Origin of the sequence: Cellvibrio sp. ARAG 10.3 (assembly GCF_051846955.1) — a bacterium.
GTDB lineage: Bacteria > Pseudomonadota > Gammaproteobacteria > Pseudomonadales > Cellvibrionaceae > Cellvibrio.
On record NZ_JBPYCU010000001.1, the window covers coordinates 224,222 to 250,533 of the forward strand.

At 50.3% G+C, this 26,312-nt stretch carries 24 protein-coding genes; 13 read left to right on the plus strand and 11 right to left on the minus strand.

Translation table 11 applies throughout. The features are described from left to right. The first annotated feature begins 413 nt into the window (after positions 1-413). Positions 414-1,082, plus strand: coding sequence for a hypothetical protein (locus ACSV5M_RS00885; RefSeq protein WP_439173505.1), 669 nt, complete (start codon positions 414-416; stop codon positions 1,080-1,082). 69 nt (positions 1,083-1,151) lie between these two features. Here ACSV5M_RS00885 and ACSV5M_RS00890 read toward each other — a convergent pair whose 3' ends face one another. Both ACSV5M_RS00890 and prlC read right to left on the minus strand, forming a co-directional pair. Further along, complete coding sequence (locus tag ACSV5M_RS00890) at positions 1,152-1,391, minus strand: YheV family putative zinc ribbon protein (RefSeq protein WP_439173507.1); 240 nt, start codon at positions 1,389-1,391, stop codon at positions 1,152-1,154. Next, a complete protein-coding gene (gene prlC / locus ACSV5M_RS00895; protein WP_439173509.1) occupies positions 1,391-3,445 on the minus strand; it encodes an oligopeptidase A in 2,055 nt (684 codons plus the stop codon). The genes ACSV5M_RS00890 and prlC overlap by 1 nt, the downstream gene beginning before the upstream one ends. A gap of 141 nt (positions 3,446-3,586) precedes the next feature. Between prlC and ACSV5M_RS00900 the strand changes: the two genes are divergently transcribed. The 10 genes from ACSV5M_RS00900 to ACSV5M_RS00945 all read left to right on the plus strand — a co-directional run bounded on the left by ACSV5M_RS00900 (position 3,587) and on the right by ACSV5M_RS00945 (position 11,927). After that, positions 3,587-4,162, plus strand: a complete 576-nt coding sequence (locus ACSV5M_RS00900; RefSeq protein ID WP_439173511.1) for a gamma carbonic anhydrase family protein — start codon at positions 3,587-3,589, stop codon at positions 4,160-4,162. A gap of 128 nt (positions 4,163-4,290) precedes the next feature. Further along, a complete protein-coding gene (locus ACSV5M_RS00905) occupies positions 4,291-4,980 on the plus strand; it encodes a hypothetical protein (protein ID WP_439173512.1) in 690 nt (229 codons plus the stop codon). A gap of 78 nt (positions 4,981-5,058) precedes the next feature. Further along, entirely contained in the window at positions 5,059-5,745 is a 687-nt protein-coding gene (locus ACSV5M_RS00910) for a fumarylacetoacetate hydrolase family protein (protein WP_439173513.1), read from the plus strand. A 198-nt stretch (positions 5,746-5,943) separates the two neighbouring features. Further along, a complete protein-coding gene (locus ACSV5M_RS00915; RefSeq protein ID WP_439173515.1) occupies positions 5,944-6,921 on the plus strand; it encodes an ATP-binding cassette domain-containing protein in 978 nt (325 codons plus the stop codon). Further along, the gene (locus ACSV5M_RS00920) at positions 6,918-7,745 is read left to right on the plus strand and encodes an ABC transporter permease (RefSeq protein ID WP_439173517.1); all 828 of its coding nucleotides are present in this window, start codon (positions 6,918-6,920) and stop codon (positions 7,743-7,745) included. Before ACSV5M_RS00915 ends, ACSV5M_RS00920 begins: the two co-directional genes overlap by 4 nt. Before the next feature lie 72 nt (positions 7,746-7,817). Then, positions 7,818-8,132, plus strand: a complete 315-nt coding sequence (locus ACSV5M_RS00925) for a YbjQ family protein (RefSeq protein WP_087467315.1) — start codon at positions 7,818-7,820, stop codon at positions 8,130-8,132. A 5-nt stretch (positions 8,133-8,137) separates the two neighbouring features. Beyond that, complete coding sequence (locus tag ACSV5M_RS00930; RefSeq protein WP_439173519.1) at positions 8,138-8,611, plus strand: YbjQ family protein; 474 nt, start codon at positions 8,138-8,140, stop codon at positions 8,609-8,611. A gap of 24 nt (positions 8,612-8,635) precedes the next feature. Further along, complete coding sequence (locus ACSV5M_RS00935) at positions 8,636-9,439, plus strand: M48 family metallopeptidase (protein ID WP_439173521.1); 804 nt, start codon at positions 8,636-8,638, stop codon at positions 9,437-9,439. A gap of 205 nt (positions 9,440-9,644) precedes the next feature. Beyond that, positions 9,645-11,453, plus strand: coding sequence for a DUF885 domain-containing protein (locus ACSV5M_RS00940; RefSeq protein ID WP_439173523.1), 1,809 nt, complete (start codon positions 9,645-9,647; stop codon positions 11,451-11,453). Positions 11,454-11,459: 6 nt separating this feature from the next. Further along, positions 11,460-11,927, plus strand: a complete 468-nt coding sequence (locus tag ACSV5M_RS00945) for a Crp/Fnr family transcriptional regulator (RefSeq protein ID WP_439173525.1) — start codon at positions 11,460-11,462, stop codon at positions 11,925-11,927. Between the two features lie 141 nt (positions 11,928-12,068). Here the strand turns inward: ACSV5M_RS00945 and ACSV5M_RS00950 are convergent, their stop codons facing one another. The 7 genes from ACSV5M_RS00950 to ACSV5M_RS00980 form a co-directional block, all read right to left on the minus strand. Next, positions 12,069-12,692 (minus strand): YopT-type cysteine protease domain-containing protein, encoded by a 624-nt coding sequence (locus tag ACSV5M_RS00950; RefSeq protein WP_439173526.1) that lies wholly within the window; start codon positions 12,690-12,692, stop codon positions 12,069-12,071. 189 nt (positions 12,693-12,881) lie between these two features. Beyond that, positions 12,882-13,511, minus strand: coding sequence for a response regulator (locus ACSV5M_RS00955; RefSeq protein ID WP_439173527.1), 630 nt, complete (start codon positions 13,509-13,511; stop codon positions 12,882-12,884). A 57-nt stretch (positions 13,512-13,568) separates the two neighbouring features. Then, positions 13,569-15,932: a sensor histidine kinase gene (locus ACSV5M_RS00960; RefSeq protein WP_439173528.1), complete on the minus strand. Its 2,364-nt coding sequence runs from the start codon at positions 15,930-15,932 to the stop codon at positions 13,569-13,571. 130 nt (positions 15,933-16,062) lie between these two features. Beyond that, on the minus strand, positions 16,063-19,173 hold the full coding sequence (locus tag ACSV5M_RS00965; protein WP_439173529.1) for a BspA family leucine-rich repeat surface protein: 3,111 nt from the start codon (positions 19,171-19,173) through the stop codon (positions 16,063-16,065). Positions 19,174-19,459: 286 nt separating this feature from the next. Continuing rightward, the gene (locus ACSV5M_RS00970; RefSeq protein WP_439173531.1) at positions 19,460-19,942 is read right to left on the minus strand and encodes a hypothetical protein; all 483 of its coding nucleotides are present in this window, start codon (positions 19,940-19,942) and stop codon (positions 19,460-19,462) included. 177 nt (positions 19,943-20,119) lie between these two features. Beyond that, the gene (locus tag ACSV5M_RS00975) at positions 20,120-20,815 is read right to left on the minus strand and encodes a pirin family protein (RefSeq protein ID WP_439173532.1); all 696 of its coding nucleotides are present in this window, start codon (positions 20,813-20,815) and stop codon (positions 20,120-20,122) included. A gap of 73 nt (positions 20,816-20,888) precedes the next feature. Further along, on the minus strand, positions 20,889-21,329 hold the full coding sequence (locus ACSV5M_RS00980) for a DoxX family protein (RefSeq protein WP_439173533.1): 441 nt from the start codon (positions 21,327-21,329) through the stop codon (positions 20,889-20,891). 180 nt (positions 21,330-21,509) lie between these two features. Between ACSV5M_RS00980 and ACSV5M_RS00985 the strand changes: the two genes are divergently transcribed. Further along, positions 21,510-22,412 (plus strand): LysR family transcriptional regulator, encoded by a 903-nt coding sequence (locus ACSV5M_RS00985; RefSeq protein ID WP_439173534.1) that lies wholly within the window; start codon positions 21,510-21,512, stop codon positions 22,410-22,412. Positions 22,413-22,734: 322 nt separating this feature from the next. Further along, entirely contained in the window at positions 22,735-24,855 is a 2,121-nt protein-coding gene (locus ACSV5M_RS00990; RefSeq protein WP_439173536.1) for a VPS10 domain-containing protein, read from the plus strand. Here the strand turns inward: ACSV5M_RS00990 and ACSV5M_RS00995 are convergent. Then, on the minus strand, positions 24,852-25,769 hold the full coding sequence (locus tag ACSV5M_RS00995) for a polysaccharide deacetylase family protein (RefSeq protein ID WP_439173537.1): 918 nt from the start codon (positions 25,767-25,769) through the stop codon (positions 24,852-24,854). The genes ACSV5M_RS00990 and ACSV5M_RS00995 overlap by 4 nt on opposite strands. Before the next feature lie 46 nt (positions 25,770-25,815). Beyond that, complete coding sequence (locus tag ACSV5M_RS01000) at positions 25,816-26,169, minus strand: hypothetical protein (RefSeq protein WP_439173538.1); 354 nt, start codon at positions 26,167-26,169, stop codon at positions 25,816-25,818. Positions 26,170-26,312: the final 143 nt, after the last annotated feature.

Sequence of the window (26,312 nt, forward strand, 5' to 3'; positions counted from 1 at the left end):
GTCCCGGGGTGTTTACAGCACCCTTCGTGAGTACAGATCATTGCATGCGACGAATTGTCGCATAAAGAGGCGACAGTAATTCCATATAGAAATTAAAAAGTCAATCGCTTTGTGGTTTTTGTAGATAAATTTCCCCCGTTTTTCACGTGAAGTAGCATTCCTGAGAATCCAGGCGCCCCGTTTCGCTGTAACGGACGTCATCGAAACGCCAGGCTCAACCAGCCAGATCACCGCTCAGGATTGCATGCTTCACAGCACTTTTTCGCATTTTTATAAGAACACGGTATTAAGACTCACTTGCGATTACAGCCTTATGGTTTACTTTTAATGTTGCATTTGACGGCGTTTCTTCCGCACTGAATCGATACTGCTGTCACTGCCTATCCCGATAGAATCGCAAGATTCGGAAAACCATGAGTATCAACCCTGTGAGTCAAATTCGCGACTTTATCACCCACGCCAGAGAACATGACAAGGAAAGCGCGCAACTTCTGAGCTTGCTTGAGAAACGCGCCCAATACCTGCACGAGGCCATCAAGTTACCCGATGACCACGCCGCCGATCTATTGGCGGATTTTGTCGTGCGCTATATCGAGCAGGTACCTAACTTTATTGAAGCCATCACCAGCATTGCACAAGAAGCTGGCATCTACGACGGTGTCAGCCCATTGCTCAATATTGCGTGCGATTATTTTTTATCGCCGCCCGATATTGTGAATGGCCACAGCCATCTGGAAACTTTACTGGATGAAGCTTATCTGGCGCACCGGTTGTTGGAAGAAGTGAATGACCGGTTTATCGGTTACTGCGGCATTCCGCTCGCACCTATGGATATGACGCGGGCTAACATCATCGTGCATGAACTGATCGGTGAACCCTTCGCTAACGAGTTGGATCAAGCCGTATTATTTTCCGCTGAATTATTACTGAATGAATACGGTTTTTCCGGGGAAAATTTTCAGCGTTACATTGACTCACACAAAACCCGCGGCTGGTCGGAAGAACTGGAGCGCTGGCCTTGCCTGACAGATGATCTGGCGATTGCAGTAGAGTTTGGCGAGAAGCCGGATAAATTGCATTAGCAGACACAACTCATACACCCAATAAAAAACCCGCGAGATTTACGCGGGTTTTTTTACATAGAACTTATGTCATTTTGGTGAAAGAATTTTCACCACTTGCACCTGCTCCTGTTTTTCCTCTTCTGTCGTATTCACGCGCGTGGGCAGTTCTTTGGCCTTGCCGGGAAAGCGCATCTCGTCCTTGTAACCGCAGCTGACGCACTCGCGATAATCCTTGCCGTCCTCACTGTAGACCACCAGCTTATCCATTGTCGAACAGCGCGGACACACCGCGCCGGCGACAAAACGTCGTTTTTGACTGTAGGCCATTACGCTGCCTCGCCTAAGCCACTGTGACGTAATAAGGCTTCGATACTGGGTTCACGGCCGCGGAAATTGATGAATAACTCCATCGGCGCCTTGCTGCCGCCTTGTTGCAGAATTTCGCGCAGGAAACTCTCACCGGTTTGTGCGTTAAAAATGCCTTCTTCTTCAAAGCGTGAGAAAGCATCAGCAGACAAGACTTCGGCCCATTTATAACTGTAATAACCAGCGGCGTAACCACCGGCAAAGATATGGCTGAAGCTGTTTTGAAAACGATTAAACGCTGGCGCCTGTACCACAGCGACTTCACGGCGCACCTGATCAAGCACCGCTTGCGGATCTTGCGGGTTGGCGGGATCATATTCGGCATGCAGGCGGAAATCGAACAGCGAAAACTCCAGCTGGCGCACCATCTGCATCCCGGATTGGAAATTTTTCGCCGCGAGCATCTTGTCGAGCAAGGCTTGCGGCAAAGGTTCGGCGGTTTGATAGTGTCCTGAAATCAGTGGAATCGCTTCCGGCTCCCAACACCAGTTTTCCAGAAATTGACTGGGCAACTCCACCGCATCCCAGGCGACGCCATTAATACCACTTACGGCGGCCACATCAATTTGCGTGAGCATATGATGCAAACCATGACCGAATTCGTGAAATAAGGTAGTTACTTCATCATGAGTCAGCAGCGAGGGCGTATCGCCTACCGGGGGCGTAAAATTGCAAGTTAAAAAAGCCACCGGCAATTGTGTTCCGGTAGCCGTTTTGCGGCGCACGCGGCAGTCCGCCATCCAGGCGCCGCCGCGTTTATGTTCGCGGGCAAACAGGTCGAGATAAAAACTCGCAATTTTTTCGCCGTTCTTAAAGATGTGATAAAAACGCACGTCAGGATGCCAGGAATCAAATACCGCTACCTGCACAATATCGATGTCATACAAGCGTTTAACGACATCAAACATACCATTGATAACGCGTTCGGCAGGAAAATAGGGGCGTAATTCTTCCTGTGAGATTGCGTACTTTTCCACCCGCAGTTTTTCGCTGTAGTAGGTCATATCCCAAGGTTGCAAATCCGTACAACCTTGCGTTGCGGCGAAGTCGCGCAATGCCTGGATATCGCGCTCTGCCAGCGGCCGCGATTTTTGTGCAAGCTCATTTAAAAACTCCAGCACCTGTTGGGTGCTCTCTGCCATCTTGCTCGCCAGTGAGCGCTCGGCGTAATTGGCAAAGCCAAGCAATTGCGCCAACTCATGACGCAAGGCCAGCGTCTCGGTAATCAGTGCACTGTTATCCCATTGCGCGGCGCTGCTGCCGTCTGCTTTTTTGCCATCCGCTGATGCACGGGTGACATAAGCGGTGTACATTTCTTCGCGCAACTGGCGGTTGTCGGCATACATCATTACCGCCAAATAAGAGGGAAAATCCAGGGTCACGACATAACCGGATAATTGTTTTTGCGCTGCAGTTTGAGCGGCCTGGGCCAGCGCTGATTCCGGCAAGCCGGCGAGCGCTTCTGCATCGGTAAAATGTTTAAACCAGGCCTGGGTTGCATCGAGGACATTGTTGGAGAATTGCGTGGACAATTCGGACAGGCGTTTTTGAATCGCACCGAAACGTTTTTTCTGCTCACCGTCCAACGCTACGCCGCCCAGACGAAAATCGCGCAAGGCGTTGTCGACCGCTTGCTTCTGGGCCTGGGTCAACTGCGCGTATTCCTCGCTGTCCGCCAATTTCTGATAGGCGTTGTAGAGCTCGGTATTTTGACTGACTTCGGTGCCGTACTCTGTCAACAGCGCCAGGCTGTTGTTGTAAGCGGTGCGCAGCGCGTCGTTGTTGCACACAGCGTTGAGATGACTAACCGGCGACCAGGCCTGCTCAAGCAAGTCGCCCTGGGCTTCCAGCGGGGCGACAAGGTTATCCCAGGTCGGTTGTTGCAGGCTGCTGAGCAAAGCCTGCAGGTGATTGCGATTGGCGTCGATCAACTGGCTGATGGCCGGTTCAACATGGTCCGGCTGGATAGCAGAAAACGGGGGCAATTCGTGGGTTTCTAATAACGGGTTGGACATAACGCAGACTCCAATCAATCGATCAGCTGAATCACTGTGCGGGATTCCGTATGATACACGCATTGTTTATGGCGTAGCGCCGGCTTGTGAGCGTCACCGACCTCCATCTTCAACGCGTGAGATTTTGCAATGAATACACCCATGTCACTTTCGCTTGGTACCCATCAGGCGCTTCGTACCCATCAGGGCCATACCCCCAAACTGGGCAACAATGTGTTGGTTGACCCAACGGCGGTCGTTATCGGCCAGGTAGAGATCGGCGATGATTCGTCTATCTGGCCTTACGCGGTAGTGCGCGGTGACATGCATTCTATACGTATAGGCGCCCGCACCAGTATTCAAGATGGCTCTATATTGCACATCACCCACGCCGGGCCGTTTAACCCGGATGGCTATCCGCTGGTCATTGGCGATGATGTGACCGTTGGCCACTCGGTCAACCTGCACGGCTGCACGATTGGCAATCGGGTATTGGTGGGTATTGGCTCCACGCTGCTCGACGGGGTGGTGGTGGAAGACGATGTGGTGATCGGTGCGGGCACATTGGTGCCACCCGGCAAACGCCTCGAAAGTGGCTATCTTTATATGGGTTCACCATGCAAACAGGTGCGGCCATTGAAGGACAGCGAGAAACAATTTTTTACATATTCTGCAAATAATTATGTCAAGCTGAAGGACATTCACTTGCGCGAGCTGTCTATGACGACAGACCGGTAACCCTTGATCCACCCGGTCCCGATGTGCGTATCGCAGGCTATTGTTTCAGGATGATTAATCAAAGCCATTACAGCCATAACCATAATGTGCAGTCTTTATCGCTATACCACCAAGTGGACGGAGGCATCATGTCATTCACCCTGTTGAAAAATATTTGTCCATCAGCCAAAACCGTATCGGTTTTTCTCGCAGCAGTATTACTGTTGAGTGCCTGCGCGAGTGATCCGGTTTTACCGAAATCCGACCCCAAATTAATGGGCGCCAAAGCGGGCAGTTTTGATTACGTGTTGATGATGCCTGGCAGCGGTATTCAAACCTTTTCAAAGGTATTTATCGAAGACCCGCAAGTCAGCTTTAACAAACATTGGCTACTGGATTTTCGCGGTGACTACACCGACCGCGACCTGGAGCGTATCACCAGCACGTATGGCGAGATGCTGAAGAAAGCCTTGCGCGAAGGCATGGCTGAGCAAACCAATGTCACCGTGGTCGATAGCGCAGCCGACGCCGATGTTATCTATCGCCCGCTGCTGCGCGAGTTAAATATTTACGCACCGGATTTGAGTATGCCCGGGCGCACGAAAAAGTATGTGTATGAAGTGGGCAATGCCACCTTTGATTTAACTTTGATTCAAGCAAGCACCAATAAAGTGATCGCGCAGTTTATTGATCATCGCGAAACGTCAGCCAATATCGGCAATCGCCTGGAGCGCACTGACCGTGTCACCAACGCGCGTCATTTCAGACTGTTGATGGAACGGTGGACGCGCAACCTGACCAATTACCTGGTGGATACCGGTACCTTAACCGCCAAGTAAGTTATCCGCTTTTTTGACCCTGGATCGAGCCCCGCTCCAGGGTCTTTTTTTATTTCTGTACTGCATAGGGATTTCATTATGCTCAGCGACTCCCAGTGTTCATTGCCGGTTATCGGCCAACCCCATACCCGCTTTGCGGTGAATAAAATTATCTGCATCGGGCGCAACTATGCCGAACATGCGCGGGAGATGGGTCACGATCCGCAACGCGAGCCACCGTTCTTTTTTTTCAAGCCGCAAAGTGCCCTGACAGAATCTGACACAGATTTTATTTACCCTTGGTTTTCGCAGAATGTACACCACGAAGTGGAGCTGGTGATTGCACTGGGCCAGTCAGGTTATCAGGTGTCGGTTGAGGACGCGCCGACCTTGATTGCCGGCTTTGGTGTGGGGCTGGATATGACCTGCCGCGATGTGCAGCAACAGGCAAAGCAACAGGGTCGTCCCTGGGAATTGGCGAAGGGTTTTGACGGTTCTGCGCCTTGCTCGGCGTTGCAGCTCGGTGGTTATGATGAGTTGCAGAAGATGGGGCAGTTGTCGTTGACCCGAAACGGAAGTCTGGTGCAAAAAGGCGATTGGCGGGAGATGGTCTGGCCGGTGGCGGAGCTGATTGCGGAGGTGTCGCGGTTTGTGCATTTGCGGGCGGGGGATTTGATTTTTACGGGTACGCCGGCAGGGGTTGGGCCGGTAGTGCCGGGGGATCGGTTGGTGGCGAATCTTGAGGGGTTGGGGGAGTGTTTGCGGGTGAATGTTATTGCCGGGTAATTTTTTGTTAAAGACTTTTTGATTATTGCGTTGCGTCAATTTGTGCGGCCTTGGTCTGGTAATGCCAGTTGGGACACGCCGTGAATACATCCTTGTAGGCTCATCATCAGCATCCCTGCTGCTGATGGTCCCAACCGGCATTACCAGACCAAGGCGGCAAGATTGGTGGTACGACAACCAAAAGTTATGGATAAAACAATGATTGAAGATTTGGCGATTGAAGCTTCCGGGCTGATCAAACATTTCGGTGCGACGCATGCGGTGAATGGTATTGATCTGCGCGTGCGCAAGGGCAGCGTGTATGGTGTGCTGGGGCCGAACGGGGCGGGGAAGACGACCACGGTACGGATGTTGGCGACCTTGTTGCCGTTGGATGGCGGGCAGGCGCGGGTGTTGGGGCATGATCTGGTACGTGAGGCGCATGCGGTGCGTTCGCGGATCAGTTTGACCGGGCAGTTCGCGTCGGTGGATGAGGATTTGACCGGGCGGGAGAATCTGGTGTTGCTGGCGCGGCTGCTGGGTTTTCGCGGGCGCGCGGCGAAGGAACGGGCGCAGGAGTTGTTGCAGGCGTTTGATCTGGCAGAGGCGGCGGATCGGCAGATCAAGCAGTATTCCGGTGGTATGCGGCGGCGGTTGGATATTGCGGCGTCGCTGGTGGTGACGCCGGATCTGATTTTTCTGGATGAACCGACAACCGGGCTGGACCCGCGCTCGCGCAATCAGGTGTGGGATATCGTGCGAGCCTTGGTGGCTGAGGGCACCACGGTGTTGTTGACGACACAGTATCTGGAGGAAGCCGATCAATTGGCGGACCGCATTGCCGTGATTGATCACGGCAAGGTGATTGCGGAAGGCACAAGCGGTGAGTTGAAAAAATCCGTCGGCTCCGGTGTGCTGCATCTGCGCGTCAGCCATGCACAGGAGCGTGAAGCGGCACAACGAATTCTGGTGGAACAATTGGCGGTGCCGGTGTTGATTGAGAAAGATCCTTGCGCGCTGTCGGTGCAGATTTCCGACGCACAAAAAGCCACGCTGGCGTTAGCGGAAGTCGCCCGAGCCGGCATCGCGTTAAGTGATTATTCGCTCGGTCAACCCAGTCTTGATGAAGTGTTTTTTGCATTGACCGGTCAGGCGCCTCTTGCAGCCGAACCGACGACAGAAGGAGCGGGTTCATGAATAACACATCACATGATATCAACGCCGCTTTGCACAAGGTGATTCGCGCCCACACCCGCCCGCCGCAAGCCAGTGCAATTAGCAATGTGGTGGCGTTTGGTTGGCGGGCACTGTTAAAAATAAAACACCTGCCGGAGCAATTGTTTGATGTGGTGATCACGCCGATTATGTTTACGGTGATGTTCACCTATTTATTCGGCGGCGCGCTGGCGGGTTCCACCAGTGACTATTTGCAATTTCTATTGCCCGGCATCCTCGCGCAGACGGTTACCTTCACATCGCTTTACACCGGTGTCACTCTGAATACCGATATTTCCAAAGGGATCTATGACCGTTTTAAATCCATGCCTATCTGGTCGCCCTCGCCGATCGTCGGTGCGATGCTCGGCGATGTGTTGCGTTATACCGCTGCGTCCACCATCGTGGTGATCATCGGGTTAATCATGGGTTATCGACCCGAGACCGGGATGGTCGGCGTGTTGTTATCGTTGCTGCTGTTAAACGTGTTCGGGCTGGGGCTTGGCTGGATTTTTACCACTATCGGTTTGTTGTTGCGCACCCCCGGCGCGGTGATGACGATTGGTTGGCTGATCCTGATGCCCTTGACCTTCGGCTCCAATATCTATGTTGACCCCACTACCATGCCCGGCTGGTTACAAGCCTTTGTCTCGATAAACCCGGTAACGCATCTGGTGAGCGCCATTCGCGGCTTGATGGATGGCAATGCCAGTGTGCAACTTATCGGCCTCTCCCTGATCGCACCGGCACTGCTGACACTGGTTTGTGGGCCCATCGCCATGACGCTTTACCGCCGCAAGCGCTGAAGCGTTGCACAGGGTGACAACTGTGCTAGATTAACCCCTCCCCTAATCTGCCTGTTGAAAAAGGAAGCCTTCATGTTATTGAGTAATCTGGAAATTGTGCCCGGTCGTCGGGTGGTTGCGCATTACGGTCTGGTGCAGGGTAGTACTGTGCGCGCAAAACATGTGGGGCGTGATATTGCCGCCTCGTTCAAAAATGTCTTCGGCGGTGAGCTGAAAGGTTATACCGAGCTGCTCAACGATTCGCGCGAGGAAGCCATCGCGCGTATGGTGGCCCAGGCAAAAGCCATGGGTGCCAATGCCATTCTCAATATTCGCTTCTCCACCAGTTCCGTTGCGGTTGGCGCCGCAGAGTTATTTGTCTATGGCAGCGCCGTTGAACTGGAGTAAATACCATGGAAATCTTTCTTGCCCAATTTATCGGGCCTTTGGTGATTGCGTTGGTATTACTCACCGTGGGATTTTTTTCAGGGCGTTACCTGGAGAAAAAACACTACGCCAATATCATCGCCCGGGAGACTTCGCCCGATCAGGTAATGGTCTTCGCTGAACGTTTACCTCCACCGATCTTGCCGGCACCGGTAACGCAACTGGTGAGCGGCTCGGTGGTAATCTCTTCCGATTATTTCAAACGCTTTATTGCCGGCTTGCGCATGCTGATTGGTGGGCGCTTGAATACCTATGAATCCCTGCTCGACCGCGCGCGCCGCGAAGCCATTCTGCGTATGCGCGAAGAAGCCAAAGCGCTCGGCGCAACGCAAATCTTTAATGTCAAACTGGAAACCATGTCCATCGGCGGGCGCAATCCCAACAGCGTCAGTTGTCTGGAGGTACTCGCCTACGGTACGGCCATTATTCCACGTCCATAAATTTTTCCCGCAAAGGCCCAGCACATGCGCTACGAAAATCGCCAACCGCCAGAAGGCATCAACGTTGTCGAGCATGGCTGGGCGCGGGATTTTATTTTATTGGTGATCGGCTTTTTTGCCGGACTCGCGCTCTTGTGCTGGCTGCTGTTGCAACTTGTCGCCTGGACCGCCAAGTGGACGCCATTTTCCTGGGAACAAGCGCTGACAAACTCCTGGGCGCTCGAGGAGCAACCCGGCGAACAACAAGGCTATTTGCAACAACTCGCCGATCAACTCGCACAAGCGGGTGGCCTCTCACCTGAACTCGCTTTGCAGGTTCGCTACAGCGAAGACGACACCATCAATGCCTTCGCCACCATCGGCGGCAACATGATGATCTTCGAAGGTTTGGTGGATGCCGTCGATAGCGAACAAGGCCTCGCCTTTGTCATCGCCCATGAAATTGCCCACATCCAACACCGCCACCCGGTGCAAGCCGTCGCGCGGGGTTTAAGTATGAGCTTGCTCAGCGCCATGATCTTCGGCCAAACCGACCTCGCCCAGCTCGCCGGTGTCGGCGGCAACCTCGCCCTGTTAAATTATTCCCGCCAGCAGGAAAACGAAGCCGATCGCTGGGCTTTGCAGGCATTGCATAATCATTATGGTCATGTGGCGGGTGCTGATGAGTTATTTCGTAAACTTAAAGAAGAGCATGATGACTTGGTGTTGCCGGAATGGATGTCTACGCATCCGGACCTGGATGCGCGCATTGCCAATTTGCAAAAGATTGCGCGGGATAATGGTTATGAATTGGATGGAGAGTTATTGCCTGTTATTCCGAAGGATTAGTTTTGGGGAGGCTCCGTAGCAATAACGGAGTACGTTTGTTCTCAGGGGGTTTATGTTTCGAAAACGCATGAATACATCCCTGTAGCTCCCTCAAGTCGTCCCTGACTTGAGGGTTTCGAAACATAAACCCCCTGAGAACAAACTCCGTGCCATTAGCTAGTCAATAATTCTGAACTTATAGATAAATATTCACGACGAGGACGTTATGATACGCGCAAAGTTTTTTATCGCTCTTTTTTTATTATTCGTCACCACTGAAACCTTCGCTGCCGACACAGATGCAGACGCTAAAGCGCGTGCACTCTTTGAATTATTTTTTGAAGAGTCAGTATCGCTCAGCCCCATGTGGCAAACCTATCTTGGGCGCAAAACCAACTACGATAAATGGAATGATATAAGTCCTCAACAAGACGAGCTTTATCTCCAGCTCAACAAAGACCAACTTGCTCGATTAAAAAAGCTTGATAAACATTCACTCAATACGGATAACCAGCTCAGCTATGAATTGCTCCAGTTTGAATTGGAGCAGGACATCGCTGGTTATCAATGGCGCGATCACAATTATCCGGTCAACCAGATGTTTGGTTTGCATGCTGGCATACCCGCGTTTCTCATCAATTCCCATAATGTTTCTTCGCAGGACGATGCCGAGGATTACATAGCCCGACTCGCTGGCGTGGGGGATCTTATCGATCAATTGATCGCCAACCTCAAACGCCGTGCTGACAAAGGTATTCTCGCCCCGGCTTTTGTGTATCCGTTTGTGCTCGACGACAGTCGCAATATCATCAAAGGCAAACCTTTTGATGACAGTGACAAGATCAGCCCTTTATTGGAAGACTTCACCAAAAAAGTGGAGGCGTTGAAGCTGGAAGATAAACAGCAAACCGCGTTACTCAGTGCAGCAACAAGAGAGTTGCAGCATACCGTAAAGCCGGCGTATCAACGTTTAATCAAAGCGGTCGAGGGCTTGCAGGCCCGCGCAGGCAACCGTGACGGCGTATGGAAATTGCCGCAGGGTGAAGCGTTTTATAATCATGCGCTGGAGCGGATGACCACAACCACGCTCAGCGCCGACGACATTCACAAGATCGGCTTAGCCGAAGTGGCGCGGATTCGCAATGAGATGGAGCAGGTCATGAAGACCGTAAAATTCGAGGGTGATCTACAGGCTTTTTTCACCTTCATGCGCGATGATCCGCAATTTTATTATCCTGATAGTGATGCCGGGCGCGAACAATATCTGCAAGACACTCGCGCTATCATTGATGCGATGCGCAAGCGCCTGCCGGAATTATTTGGTCATCTGCCGAAGGCTGATCTGGTCGTAAAAGCCGTCGAGCCTTTTCGCGAAAAGTCTGCCGGTAAAGCATTTTATAACGGCCCCGCTGATGATGGTTCCCGCCCCGGTACCTATTACGTAAATTTGTACGATATGAGCGGCGTGCCGCGTTACCAAATGGAAGCGCTGGCGTATCATGAAGCACTGCCGGGCCACCATATGCAAATCGCGATTGCACAAGAGATGAAAGACTTACCTTCATTCCGTCGCCACGGTGGTTACACCGCCTATATCGAAGGTTGGGGACTTTATGCCGAGCTGGTGCCCAAAGCCATGGGCTTTTACGCCGATCCCTACTCCGATTTTGGTCGGCTGGCGATGGAACTCTGGCGTGCAGTGCGTTTGGTTGTTGATACAGGAATCCACAGAAAAAAATGGACACGGGAACAAGCCATCGATTATTTTGTGGCGAACAGCCCGATGAATCGCGCTGATGCAACGCGGGAAATCGAGCGTTACATCGTTATGCCTGGCCAAGCAACGACTTACAAGATCGGTATGAATAAATTTGTTGAATTGCGAGATAAAGCAAAACGTGAATTAGGTGAGCACTTTGATTTGCGTGCGTTTCACGATTTTGTATTGGGTGGCGGTGCCCTACCGCTGACCGTCTTGGAACAGCAAGTGGATGAATGGATTCGTAAACAAAAAGCGGTAACTGCTGCAGGTTAGCGAACCATGCCCGATAAATCTTCATTGATTCTTGAGATCCGCGACATGATGGCGGAGTGCAATTTGTTTAATAACCTGGCTGCGGCAGAGCTACTGTCTGCCGCCGGTTATTTTAGCCTCAACAAAATCCCCAAAGGCAAGATTATCTTCAAGGAGGGTGATGCCGGCACCTTTATGGGCATAATAAACAGCGGCAGCGTTGCCGTTTATAAAGCCAATGCCGAGGAGAAAAATGTCCAGATCGCTACCTTACCCAAAGGCCAGAGCTTTGGGGAAATGGCGGTGCTCGACGGCGAGCGTCGCTCCGCCATGTGCGCCACTGCCAGTGAATGTGTGTTGTTACTGCTTTCCAAAGATTCACTCGAAAAAATGATGCAGGAAAACCCTAAAGTTGCCGCCAAAGTCATTCGCGCAATTGCCGTGTCACTTTCGCGCCGCCTGCGCATCGCCGCCGGAAGGTTGGTAAGCAGTTAAACTTGATTATTTAACGTAGGTCGGATTAGCCACAGGCGTAATCCGACTTTTACAGATAGGCAACCACCAAACAAATTTCCGAACCGAAAAAGGCGGCCGGGAGTCAAGTTACACGTCGGATAATCCGAACCGGCAATCACGTTATACGAGGTGGAAGAACACGTAACGCGATGTTGCGCTGTTACCGTAACCCACGAAAAGCAGCCATTCGAAGAAGCAGAAAAATTCATAACGATCCCTAAACAAAAACTCCCCAAAATTCACATCAAAAAACCGAACCGGAACCTTACCTCGTCTTTCAGTACCGAAATACATCGCCACCGCATGCCCACTACCGTCCGGCGGCATAAAACCGAACAGCATATACCCGGCGTTTACGGCCAGGATGGAATTCAACAAGTGCATTCTAGTGACAGAACCGCCACCGTAGCCGCGCTTTTTCACTCCACTTTTATGATTCAGCCAAGCCTCGAAAGCCGGTGTCTCAAAATGCCTGAAATGTTTCTGCTCGGTTTTAATCAGGCCTACCGCCTTCTGGTTCAAGGGAACGAAGGTTCGCTTGTTATTTTCCAAATACATGCCGATGAACTCTCTCAATGAGCCACCCGCTTTGTGCTTTGAAATGTAATAACAGGAGGCGGCAAAGCAAACACCCCGCCCCGCCTGTCTGCCCAATATCGTATGGGATTGGGACACGTCCCACGAGTGAATGCCTTTGTAGGCCTCGGCTTTTTCCAGAACTTCCAGGTCGGTGGGTAAGGGCATAGGAGTTTTTCAACCTCGTTGTTGGTGTCTCAAATCCATGAGCGAGCGGAAGAACACACAGTTGCGATGGCTCACCTGGAAGACAGGGCGGGTAAGACGAGCCTTTATGCTACGTCAAATATTGGATATGCAGTACCCGCCAAATGGGGGGATGATGGAGATAAAACACTGCTAGCGGAGTTATGCGGTTTACATTAAATGGTCGATAAGCAACCCATGCTTTTGGGCGATAAGCACAGCCTGGGTGCGATTGGCGGCGTCGAGGCGTTCAATCACTTTAGAAACATATTCTTTCGCTGTCAGCGGCGAAACTCCGAGGCGACTGGCAATTTCTTTATTGGACAAACCCTCGGCTAAATAACGCAAGGTGGCCAGTTGTTGTTGCGATAGATCGATAAAGTCTGTTCCTTCGCGCTCGGACTCAATCACGATATTGCCATCGAGAACCTCAGCGATCGCTCGTTTCATTGATTGTTTTGGCGTGGACTTGGCGATAAAACCATTTGCGCCCGCATCAATCATCTGCCGGGTGCTGGTATCAAAATCCAGCGTGGATACAACAATAATAATCAGTGTCGGAAAGCGGCTGCGTATCTCTTTCAAGCCATCCAGATCCTGGGTGCCCGGCATACGGATATCGAGCATCACCAGCGTGATATCCGGTTCGCGCAGAAGTATTGTTAGCGCCTCGGGAAAATTTCCTGCCAGATAGATGCGTGTTTCGGGATTTATTTCCTCGAAAAGCAATTTTAAGCCGTCGCGATAGAGTTCGTGATCTTCCGCGATCAGTACTTTTTCGCCTGCAAGTAATTCTGCCATACATTTATTCCAACAAATTTTTAAGCGTGATGGTATGCCATGCTGTAACGCAACTAGTTAAGTTTGCTTTTTTAATAAAAAGCTTTCCAGGTAACGAAGCAAGGAGCGTAATTGCGCTGGGCGATAATGTGCTGAAAGAATATGCACGTTAAGTGCTGTTAATTTTCCAGCCAGCTCCCGATCAACATGGTCACAAAACAGGGCAATCACGACATTCCCGTATTGTTCTTCCAAATGACTTACAGAGTCAGCCATGGATTCAGCGGTTAACTGCCCGGCACACGCCATGATGATCAGCGTTATCGGCACACTGCCACCCTCGCTGGACTCGTCGGTCGTTAAATAACCCCAACTTTTTAAACTACCGGACACTTTACTCAACATGGGCGTATCCGGCAGATCGACGATAATGCGCAAACCGGTCTTGGCCTTGCTCTCGGTTTCCTGGCTACTGGTTTCTGTATACGGCAACTTGACCTGAAATAATGTTCCCGTTTTCGCCCGAGTATTCGATTCGGCTGATCGTACAAGGATTTCACCACCTAATAGATCCACCAGGTGCCTGACAATCGCCAAACCAATTCCCATACCCTTATGACTGGCTGACACTTTTTCTGAACGTTCATAGATATCAAAGATCACGTGCTGATCATCCGCACTGATGCCACAACCCGTGTCCCAGACCTGGATAAGCAGGTGCCTCTTCCGGCGACGAAATCCCACCAGCACGCCGCCTGTTTCCGTGTACTTGATGGCATTCGTTAACAAATTCCGGAGAATTCTTTCCAGCAGCTCCGGATCGGTGTCAAGCTTTTTAATATTGCTTCTAAAGCGAATTTTTAAACCTTTTGCGCAAGCGTAAGGTTCGAACTCAAGCTGCATGCGCGCAATGAGTAAGCGCAGGTCAATAGATTCACTGTTTAACTTGACCGCGCCCGCTTCAAGGCGACTCAGATCCATTAATTTTTTAAACGAATCATTCATCGTCGTGTGTAAGCCATAAACTTTGGTCAGGACATTTTGACCTGCCGGCGAACTCACGTAATCATTCAGGTGCGCCAGAAACATACCCATACTGTGTAATGGCTGCCGCAAGTCATGACTTACCGAGGCGAGGAAACGCGATTTAGCCTCATTCTTCATCTCTGCCTGATGTTTCTCTTTTTTCAATGTGTCGATGCGTATCACCATCGCGACAAAATGAATCAGCATGTGGACGATTTGATATACCGGTTCGCGTAAAATTTTATACGACAGCGTACTGTCGCCGGGCTTTGGCTCAATGGTAACCGTTCCAACAAGCTCCACTAGCGAGAAAAGCACCGGAACCCAACCCAACATAAAGATCAGATAATAACGACCCTTTTCAATGACCCGCACGATACCGGCAGAAAAGATAAGCGTTATCATGATGATACCGTTTAACAAATACACCGCTACGTTCCACTGGCGCGATAAAAACTGACTTAACAGCAAAGACAATAGAAAGATAACGATAGCTGCATTAAATATTCTTTTGAGCGGACGATCATCCGGTTCAGGTAGTAAAAAGGAGCGCGCGAATAACATAAAACTCAACAGCGCCATCGTGGCCCATAACCATATCCAGGGGGGAAGATCTTCATCACCATGAATCACAAAAAGTCCCAAATGACTTCTGATAGCAAAGAACGAAAACAAAAACAGTGATGAGATACCGAACCAGAAAAATGTAATATCTTTGAGGATGACACTGCATAACAAGGCCATCAATACCAACCCCAGTACCACGCCGGTGCTGAGGCTGTACAGGTCGCTCATGGCAGCTGACCATGCCTGGTATTGATGCTTCGTCATCAGCGCCACATAGGGCGCTGCCACCAAGCCGCGTGAGGTTAATTCCACGGCCATAAAGTAATCTTTATTGTGTTCAAGTTTTAGTGAAAACGCCCTACCCAATACATTAATGCTTTCTGTGCCGACACCAGACATCCAATCCGATTGATACGCCTGCAGGCTCGTTCCATCCCATAAGATTATTTTTACCTTATGCAGAAAAAAGTTGCTGAAATGCAGCTTCCACTGGTACTGATCCGTTTCATTACGAAATGCAATAAACATACAGTAGCGGTGATTTCTCTGAAAATCTGGCAGTGTTGTGGTCTGAAGGCTGTGTGGGTCTATCGGCTCAAGCATCGCCATGCGTTGAAGCTTTACGACGGCGTCAGGACTTAAACCCTTTGGGCAGGCATAAAGCCCCGATGCCTGGGGAGCGGAGTTAATATCATGGCGTGCCTTGGGATCGCTCAGGATCAATACTTTACCTGTGTCTGGCACAGCGCCAATCGTCGGCATGGTGAAACTGAAAAGCACAACAAGAACAACCCATTTCACCGCGAGGTGGACGGGTAATTCTGAAAAGGTTGATTGAGAGATGTGCATATTTCACCACGAGGCATAGTGATCAAGTGATCCTGGAGTATGCCTGAAATCTCCGTTAAACAACCAGCGGACAGTTGCCTGGCGTAACAACTGACACCGCCTCCCGTGAGGCGGCGTCAGCCACGCGGGATTACTCCGCTAAACCACCATCCGTGATAGTCCAGCCAGCATTATTAATCAATGTATCGCGCGCGGTTTGTGCAGCGGCGGAGAATTTTGTTGCTCCCGCATTGAGTGTCACATCAGGTTGAACGCTGGGCAACTGACTCCAACCGATTAACAGGGCATCGTAATTTGCAGTAGAGAGCACGCCTGCGAGAAACAAGTTAGTCATGTTATTTACATTAGCGATATTCCAGTTGCCAAGGTTTTGATCAAACGCTTTTGTGCTTCTGAACATGTTCGACATATCGGTAACCTTGGAAACATTCCAACTGCTAATATCGGCATTAAACACGTCGGCAAACAGAAACATATCTCTCATCGTTGTGACATTGGCGACATCCCAATTACCAATAGGCTGATTAAACGCTCTGGCTTCTCTGAACATATTGCCCATATCGGTAACCCTGGATGTGTTCCACTGGCTAATGTCCTGATTAAATGGGGTACGGAAAAACATCTCGCGCATACTGGTCACATTGGCGACATTCCAATTACCAATAGGTTGATTAAACACGCCGGTCTCTCTGAACATATTGCCCATATCGGTGACGTTGGAAACGTTCCAATTGCTAATATCAGCATTGAACACGTCGGTTCCAAAAAACATATCGACCATATTCCTGACATTGCCGACATTCCAATTACCAATAGGTTGATTAAACGCATCGGCCTCTCTAAACATAGCGAACATGGTCGTGACATTACCGACGTTCCAATTCCCAATGGGTTGGTTAAATACTCTTGCCTCCTGAAACATAGCATTCATATTAGTGACTTTAGCTACATCCCAGTTACTAATATCGTGATTGAATTTTGTGCCTCGGAACATGTTGTCCATATTGGTTACATTGGAAACATTCCAGCTACTAACATCCAGATTAAAATTGTCGGCACCCTCAAACATACGGCTCATAGTGGTCACACTGGATACATCCCAGTTACTGATATTGCCGCTTAAATTATCAGCGTTTCTAAACATATTCGCCATGCTGGTGACCTGTGACAAATCAGGACTTTCCGTATCGTTAATGGTTAGGTTGCGGCAATCAAAAAAGGCTTGGCTCATTGAGCGCCAGGCTCGATTACCCCACTTCTCGACCGATAATAATTTCTGCGAATCTGTTGTTGTTGGATCGAACGTGGCTTTGAAAAACGGTTGCGGAAATGTTCCCGTAATCGATACCGTGTATTCACCGGGTGATGCATAGGTATGGGTAATTTCACCGGTCACATTTGGATCAAATGATCCGTCACCCCACTCAACTCGATAGTTGTAAGCCATACCAGATGCGGTGTGAATGGTGATTTGATTGTCGTCACTCAAGCCGGGATTATCGGTTTTCCAGCGCGTGACAAACGGCGTTTGCTCCTCGATTGTCAGCGTGATAACCGCAGAATCGCTGCCCAAGGCGTTGGTTGCAACAATCGTAACGTCGATGGCTGCTTGCGCTGTTGCGGGCGTGCCGACGATGGCGCATGTGTTGTCAACCACCTCGACTTCAAGCCCGTCAGGTAAGGCATCGGCAACACAGCTATCAGGTTTTCCACCGCTATTGAGGATACCGATGCTTGCCACCTCATTGGTTTGCACACTAAAAGCTTGGTCTTGCAGATCAGGAAGGGTCAACAAGCCACCATCAGTCACTGACCAGCCAAAGGTATCGGTCAGGATAAAGCGTGCTGCTTCGGCCGCTGCGCTGTATTGTGTTGGAAAAAAACTGACATCGAGTTCTTGCTGTAGTGGCAATAACGACCAGCCGAGCAAGATGGCATCATAATTTTGCAGCGTTAACCCCGACCTTTCCGCGAAGTCACTCATGGTTGTCGCGTTCGAGACATCCCAGCTGCCAAGGTTTTGATCAAAGGCTTCTGCGTCTTCAAACATGGAAGAAAAATTAGTGACATTGGCGACGTCCCAGCTGCTGATATCCTGATTAAATGCAGTTGCACCTGAGAACATGTTCGCCATGTTCGTTACGTTGGAAACATCCCATTGACTGATATCGCTGTTAAACGTAAACGCTTCACTGAACATGAATTCCATAGTGGTTACATTGGATACATTCCAGCTGCTTAAATCACCGTTGAAATTCTCCAAAGAAAAAAACGTTCCGGTCATGTCCGTTACATTTGAAACATCCCAGTGACTGATATCGCTAGTAAAATTAACGGCGCCGGCAAAAGTACCTAACATACTGGTCACGCGGGACAAGTCAGGTGCTTGAGTGTCGTTAATCACCAGATTAGCAGCGCCTGCAAATGCAAATTCCATCGACAGCCAGACCCGGTTACCCCAGGCATCTACCGAAGCAAGCTTGTTGGCATCGACAACATCTTCAAAAAAATTGAAATAGGTTTGAGGAAAGCGCCCCGTAATCGAAATTTGGTACTCACCGGGTGTGGCATAGGTATGGGTAATATCACCCGTTACATTTTCGTCTGCGTTACCATCACCCCAGTCAATGGTGTAGTCGTAACTGAAATTCGGCGAGGTCGTAATCGTGATTTGGTTATCGTCACTGGCGCCTTCGTTATCGGTTTTCCAAGTGGTGACAAAAGGCGAGGCTGCTACGATTTCAATCGGGACCAGAGCGGAATCACTGCCTTCTGCGTTAACCGCCGTGACTGTAAAATTGGTTAACGCCAACAAGGCCGTAGCCTCACCGCTGATCTCGCAGGTTGACGCATTCGCTGACACTGCAACCGTGAAGGTGTCCGGTAAATCAGATGAACACTCAGTCAGCGCATGACCACCGATATTGTTCAGACTTACGCTGATTAATTCATCCAGAACAAAGCTCTGTGTGTTTGCATCTATAAGATCCGGTGGCGTGGGTTCGGGAGGGACACTGCTACTTGAACTGTTATCGGATGAACTCGTGACGCTGCTAACGCTACTGTCTGCGCTACTAACGTTGCTACTTGCACTACTAACGGTGCTGCTTGCAGTGCTGGCAATACTGCTGTTCCCACCACCGCCATTACCGCCGCCTCCCCCACCACCGCCACCACAAGCGGTGAGGATCAGTACCAGCGATACCATGCACACACGGCCCCAAGAAATAACCTGCTTCATTTGTTTAGCTCACTCTATTGGAATGTATCAGGAAGAGCCTGGCCGGCGAACGCAAAGTCCTCGCCCAGCAAAAAGTTGGGCTCTAACGACACCGTCTACTCGTAATTGATCATCATACGTTCAGGATGCAAGCGGCAAAACCCGCCAAATGGGGGGAGTCTTTCGATTTACAGAGGGATTTACGGAGTGCTATTCGTAAAATTCGTAGGTCGGATTAGCCAAAGGCGTAATCCGACTGACAAGCTATCAGACAATGGACTAACGGGTGTAATACTCGAACTACAGACTACTGTCCTTCAATCGATCTGACCTTTTCTGGTCTTGCGCCACCGAATATACCCAAGAATATTATTAACAGCAGCGATGCGTTATACCACAGCGGATAATCAGAAATTGAATTCTTGTATATGAAGAACGTGAGATGAATTAAGAATGTTAAGACGGATAGCACCAAGGCATATTTTATTTCCTGCCCTCGGGCGTATTTTCTAGCCCTTGTTCCCGCAAAATAAAGAATGAAAAATGACACGACAATGTCAATTATCAAAAAGGAGAGATTGCTCGTGAAATAATTTTTTGCATCCTCCGGACTTTCAAACGCCATCACATCTTCAAAGTTGATTAATGTGAATGCAACTCCCTGAATACCACTCGCTATTACAATCAATACCACGGATACCAGTAGGCCATAAGTTATCGCTTTAAAGGGTTGTAACTTTTTTTCTTCAATCAACTCAACGTCTGCCTCTGGCGTTTTGTATATGCTCATGGATAGTCCTCCCTTATAGAGCAGTTTGTTCACCTTTGCCAATAAATGATCTCCGTCCATCATTAGTACGAAGCACTCTTACCAAAGACTAGTGTAAATGGTATCGGCAATAAAAAAATGCCCACTGGTACTCGACCTGCGGGCATAACTTACAAAAACAACAGTTTTCCAAATCGTCTACTTCGGCAAATCAAACACCAACGCCCTGACCTTCTGCTCACCCGCCACCAACTGCAACACATCCACGCCATCCAGTTGTGCGCCGTCACCGGGTTTCAGTACTTCGCCTTCCACCGTTAACTCGCCATCAATTACATGCACGTAATGTTTGCGCTTGTAGGGGTTTTCCAAACTCGCACTGCCTTTTGGTTGCAACAACAATTGATAGAGCGATGCGTCCTGCTTGATGGTCAGGCTGCCGTTTTCACCGGTAGGGCTGATCACTAACGTCAAGCCATCCTTGCGACCAAAATCTTTTTGCTGATAACCGGGTTCTTGTCCGTACACGTTCGGTTGAATCCAGATTTGCAAAAACTTCAGTGTGTTTTTCTTGGACGCGTTGAACTCACTGTGCGTGATGCCACTGCCCGCCGACATCAACTGAAATTCTCCCGCTGGCAATGTTGCAACATTCCCTTCACTGTCGCGGTGGGCAATTTCGCCTTCCAGCACGTAACTGATAATTTCCATATCGCGGTGGCCGTGGGTGGGGAAGCCGGCGCCGGGGATCACTTCGTCGTCGTTGATCACGCGCAGCGCGGAATAGCCCATGTGTTTGGGGTCGTAATAGTTGCCGAACGAAAAAGTGTGGCGACTCTTCAACCAGTCAAATTGCGCTGCACCGCGTTCTTTATTGCGTCTGATGTTAATCATGGTGTGGCCTCCGTTGTGGTTCGTTGTGAAAAGAGAGCGACCGGGTTCGCTCTCACTATATTCGTACCGCGTGTTATTTCACTTGCCTGGTAAGTATCGTGTCGAGGCTCAAGCGACCACCACCGGACAGCACCAGCGACACGGCGCCGGCCAACAAAGCCAGGCCGAACTCGTAACCGTTGTTACTCATAAACAGGCCGTTGCCGATATGCACCGCGAAGATTGCGACCACCATGGTGAACGCCAGTACCAGCGCTGCCGGGCGTGTCAGCAGACCGAACAACAGGAACAAGCCGCCGAAAAATTCTGCCGAGCCCGCAGCCAGTGCCATCAGGTAACCCGGTTGCAGGCCGATGGAGGCCATCCATTGTCCGGTGCCTTCGAGGCCGTAGCCGCCAAACCAGCCAAACAATTTCTGCGCGCCGTGGGCGGCGAAGATGATGCCGAGCGGTACGCGCAGCACCAGGGATGACCATTGTTGACCAGGGTTAATGATGTTTTTGATTGCGCTCATGATGCGTGCTCCACATAAAAGTTTAGAGGGGTGTCAGCGAAGAAAGTCTTCGTCTTCCCTGCGGCGTGAACCTGTCGTCGCCTCAGTGGTTGTCACTTTATGCTTGCGCCGCACCGCTTAAAAGCGGAACATTTTGAGCGTAAACTTCAAAAAATTTGAACAAATGAATCGGAGCCCATCATGCACCATGCAATCACCCTGGATGCCCTGCGTGTGCTGGATGCTATTGACCGCAAAGGCAGCTTCGGCGCGGCAGCGGAGATGCTCTTCAAAGTGCCCTCCGCCCTGTCCTATACCGTTCAAAAGCTGGAATCAGAACTTGGCGTCAATCTATTTGATCGTTCTAAACAGCGGGCACAACTCACGGCAGCGGGCCGTTTGCTGCTGGAAGAAGGTCGCACACTCTTGCAGGCCACGAGCCGCCTGGAGGATGCGGTCAAGCAACTGGAGTCGGGCTGGGAGACGCGGCTGCGCATTGCCAAGGACACGATCTTGCCCAACGAGCCTTTGCTGAAGCTGATACCGGCGTTTCACCAATTGGACAAACAGGTGGCTATTGATATCAGCGAGGAGGTGCTCGGGGGCAGTTGGGATGCGTTGGTTTGCGACCGCTGCGACCTGACCCTGGGTGTGGGCGGCGAGTTCCCCAAGGGGACTTTCGAGTATCGCCTGATGGGTGAGGTGGAGTTTGTGTTTGCGGTAGCGCCGGATCATCCGCTGACCTTGCATAAAGGCCCGGTGGATGCGGCAGCGATTCGGGCGTTCACGACGATTGTTGCAGCGGATTCGTCGTTGACCTCGCCCCTGCGCTCCAGCGGTTTGCTGGACAGCCGCCAGACGGTGCGGGTGGCGAATATGACGGCCAAGATTGATGCGCAGCGCTTGGGTGTGGGCGTGGGTTTTCTGGCGCGGCATTTGATCGTGGATTTGCTGGCGCGCGGTGAGTTGGTGGCGCTGCCATGTAGTGTGCCGCGGCCGAATATGCCGTTGTATATGGCGTGGCGGAAGGATAATGACGGTAAGGCGTTGGCGTGGTTTGTGGAGGCGTGCGGGGGAATAGATTGGTTTGCGTCGCAGGATTAGTGTGTGGGGGTTGTGTTGGGAGGGGGTTGTGCTTATGGTGGGTTTTATCGACTTATAATAATTATGTGGTGAATCTAATCGCCTTAGAAGTACTTGGCTAGAAGTTTGTTATCCGGGCTACCTGTTTCGAAAACGCATAGACACATCCCTGTGGCTCCTTCAAGTCGTCCCTGACTTGAAGGTTTCGAAACAGGTAGCCCGGATAACAAATGCACTTCGAACAGAGTTTGGCAGTATTTAATTTTTCAACAATAAAAATAATCAACGTGCAAGAAAGATAAAAACTAAATCTTGTGCGCTATATCGAGGGAGAAACCTGATCATGCAATGCCTGTCCAGCGTTATATTACGCGTGTCCTTTCTATTGGTTTTCATATTATTCGGTTGTACAGAGAAATCTGCATCGCCGGAAAAAGTGGTTCATTATCAACCCGAGGTCATTAATCCCAATTACACCGGCGCGATGGTCGACCCAAATTCGCAGGCGATTTTGGTGTGGGGTAGTGATGGTGTTATTCAGCGTTCAACTGATTCAGGGACGTGGGAGTTTGTGGGGGCGCCGACGACGGCGCAGTTGAATCACATAGTTAGCGGGGGCGATGCGTTGGTGGCGGTGGGCGAACAGGGTACGGTGTTGCGTTCTGTTGATCAGGGTAAAACGTGGAATAAAATTTCTGCGGATACGACGGCGAATCTGAAGGCGTTGATTTATAGCAGCGAGCATAAGCGGTGGTTTGCTGTCGGTACCGGCAGTACGGTTTTGCGTTCTGATGATGGCCAGCATTGGCAAAACATTGAGCTCGGCAAAGGTTTGGCGGTGCTGGATATAGAGGCGATTTTCGTTTCGCCCAAAAGCCAGCGCTTATTTATCGGTGGGTCGCGCGGTTTGTTTGGTTTTTCTGATGATGGCGGTGTGAATTGGCAGGTCATGCAGCTGGATCTGGATACGCCGTTGAGTGGGTTTTATGCGTTCAATGATGTGTTGGTTGCGACCAGTGCTTATGGAAAGTTGCTTGTCTCCCGCGATGAAGGTAGCAATTGGCAATTAATTGAAACCGATGGCCAGGCGTTCTTTAACGATGGCGTGTTTGACAGTGCCGCGAATGTTTTTTTGCTGGCGAGCCACAACGGTAAAATTTTGCGCACGGCGGATAACGCAGAAACCTGGCAATTAATCGATGCGCCCTTTCACGGCGCCGCTAATTACCTCGGTAATGTGGTAATTGATAAACAGAAAAACGTATTGCGCGCATTTGGCCATTACGGCACGCATCTGGTATCGCGCGATGCGGGTTTAACCTGGGAGCCGCAAACCCGGCATACGCAAACACCGTTTGAAGATGTGCTTGTGCTGGGCGATGAAAAATCCTATATCGCCTTCGGGCGCGGTGGCTTGCTCGCAACCAGCGATGATCGTGGCGATAACTGGCGGAATCATCGCATGCAACTGGATATTTATTGGCGCAACGCCTTGGTCAGTTCGCAGGGTACCTGGTTAGTGGCGGGCGAGTTGGGTTATATGCTGAGGTCCATCGATCAAGGAAAAAGCTGGCAACTCTTGAACATTGCCTATACCGACCCGATGACGCCACCAACCTACCGTGCACTGATTGAAGAAACCCAATCCAATGCACTCATTGCCGCCGGGCCAACCGGTACCATTGTGCGCTCAACAGACGATGGCGTGAGCTGGACCGAGGTGCATTACACACCTTTTAATGTGGCAGAAGCGTTTACCGATTTATTAATGGATTCAACACATCATCAGCTTATTGCGATCGAAGCCGATGGACGCCATTACCTGTCAAAGGATCAGGGCAAAACCTGGGTTGCATCGCCGATTACCACGCAGCGAAAATTCTGGCACGGCAGTGTATTAACGCGAACACAGGAGAGTGTCGTTCTCATAACCGGCCAAGCTGGTGTGGCAGCACGTAGCCTTGATGGTGGCCAGACCTGGCAAGCGATTGATACCAACACCAGCGCTGATTTGTTTGGCAGCTATGCAGACCAACACCATCAACAATTGTTTTTACTCGGCGCGGGCGGCACCTTATTACGCTCACGAGACGATGGACAAAGCTGGCAACCAATCGATCTGTCAACAAATTCCGATCTACGGCGAATGACAATGGACCCGAACACCAAAGCCCTAATGGCTTTTGGGGGCGACGGCACCTTGCTGCGTTCATCCAACGCGGGCGATAGCTGGCAAGCGATGGATAGTGGAACAACCCAGGAGCTGCGCGATGCCGTCGTGGAACCTGATACAAAAAATCTGCTGCTCACCGGGCGCGACGGTAAGGTTATCCGCTCAACAAACGGCGGTGTAAGCTGGGAGACTTTACCCACCCACACCGCCAGCCATTTCCGGAGCCTGACGACAGATCCAAAAACGGGCGCGGTGCTTGCGGTGGGAGAGCGAATTGTTCGGATTGATTAATCACCGATAATTTTTGCGGCTGAGAATGCGTTATTTAGATAATCAACATTTTCTGATACATGACGCAACTCAGCTTCGGGGATACCTTTAGCATGGGCGATAGCCGCAATTCTGCCCTGCTTATGAAAAACGGTTTGGGGAAAATCTCTCGCGATCTTGTCCTGATAAGCTCGCTGCGATGAAATAATTTTCCAACCTTTAGTACGCAGGTGCTCTACCAGATCAGCGACAAATAAAGCGGCCGTGTCGTTTTCATGCAACAACAATACATGCCGGGGCGAGCGGCCCAAGGATTTTTCGGCAAGCGCATCATAAAATTCTATATTGTCATAGAGCGTATTCACGTAAAAATCACGCGCCCGCTCATAGTCTATTGACTTACCCTCTTCCGCCGCTTTGACGAGCAAGGCATTTATATACCAATCAAAGTTGTCGATAGTGACATAGCCGTCCTGGTAACCCAGCTCAGCCAATAACTGTTGCAGCTTATTGATAGACGCCAACTCCTTGCCGTAGTGCAGGTAAGGAAAGCGGTGATACATCACAACATTGTCAAAGGATTTTAATTGCAGATGCGCCTTGTATGCATCCACCGCATAAGCATCAGCGCCCAGTTCATTGGCTGACGTGTGGCTAAAGCTGTGATTGGCCAAATGAAACCCGGCTTGGGTATATTGTTCTAGACGTGCCGCTGTTTCTGGATTGATATAATCAGCTTTTACATAAAACAGTGCATCGCGAACCTGAGCTTTTTTTAACGCTGCAATTAATTTCGTGGTTCGCTCCCTACCCGTCATCAACGCGGAGTCTGGTGTCGGCGCATCATCAAAAGTTATGGCAATCTCCCGCGCAAACGCGCCGAAGGGGATAAAGAAGATAGCGATCAGCGTGTAGCGTAAGATCCGTTTACTCATAGAAACTCCTTTAAACATTGGGAAATAGATTTTGAGTTTTCATTTTTCAGGGTTTTAATTCGGTAATATGCCAAAGCTCCCCCGATGGGCCCCACAAATAAATAACCTTGCCCCAGCTTTCCTGTTTTATAGGACTGAATCTGGCATTGTAATTTCCCACCTCAATCCCGGACACGGCTTTGTATGCCGCTTCAATATCTTCCACCACGAGTTGCAGCATCAGATTCTCTGCAAACTCCTTATTGTAGTATCGTTGCAGAAAGAAGGTGGTGTTGTCCTTCTCCAGTATCGATAAATCATCAGACGCCTTCGATAGAGTAAAGCCCAACGCCCGATAAAAAGATTGGGATGTTTCATAATCCTTGCTGGGGATAAACACTCGGATATCGTTGAGTTTCATTTGGCGCCTACCTTATCCGTTAAATTCACGCAAGTATCCTTGCAAGCAACTTCATATTCAAGTTGTCTGTGTCCTTCATCTGGTCACCGATATCCTACACATGCTCCTTAATCATAATAAGGTAAAGTTTCGTAATTTGGTTT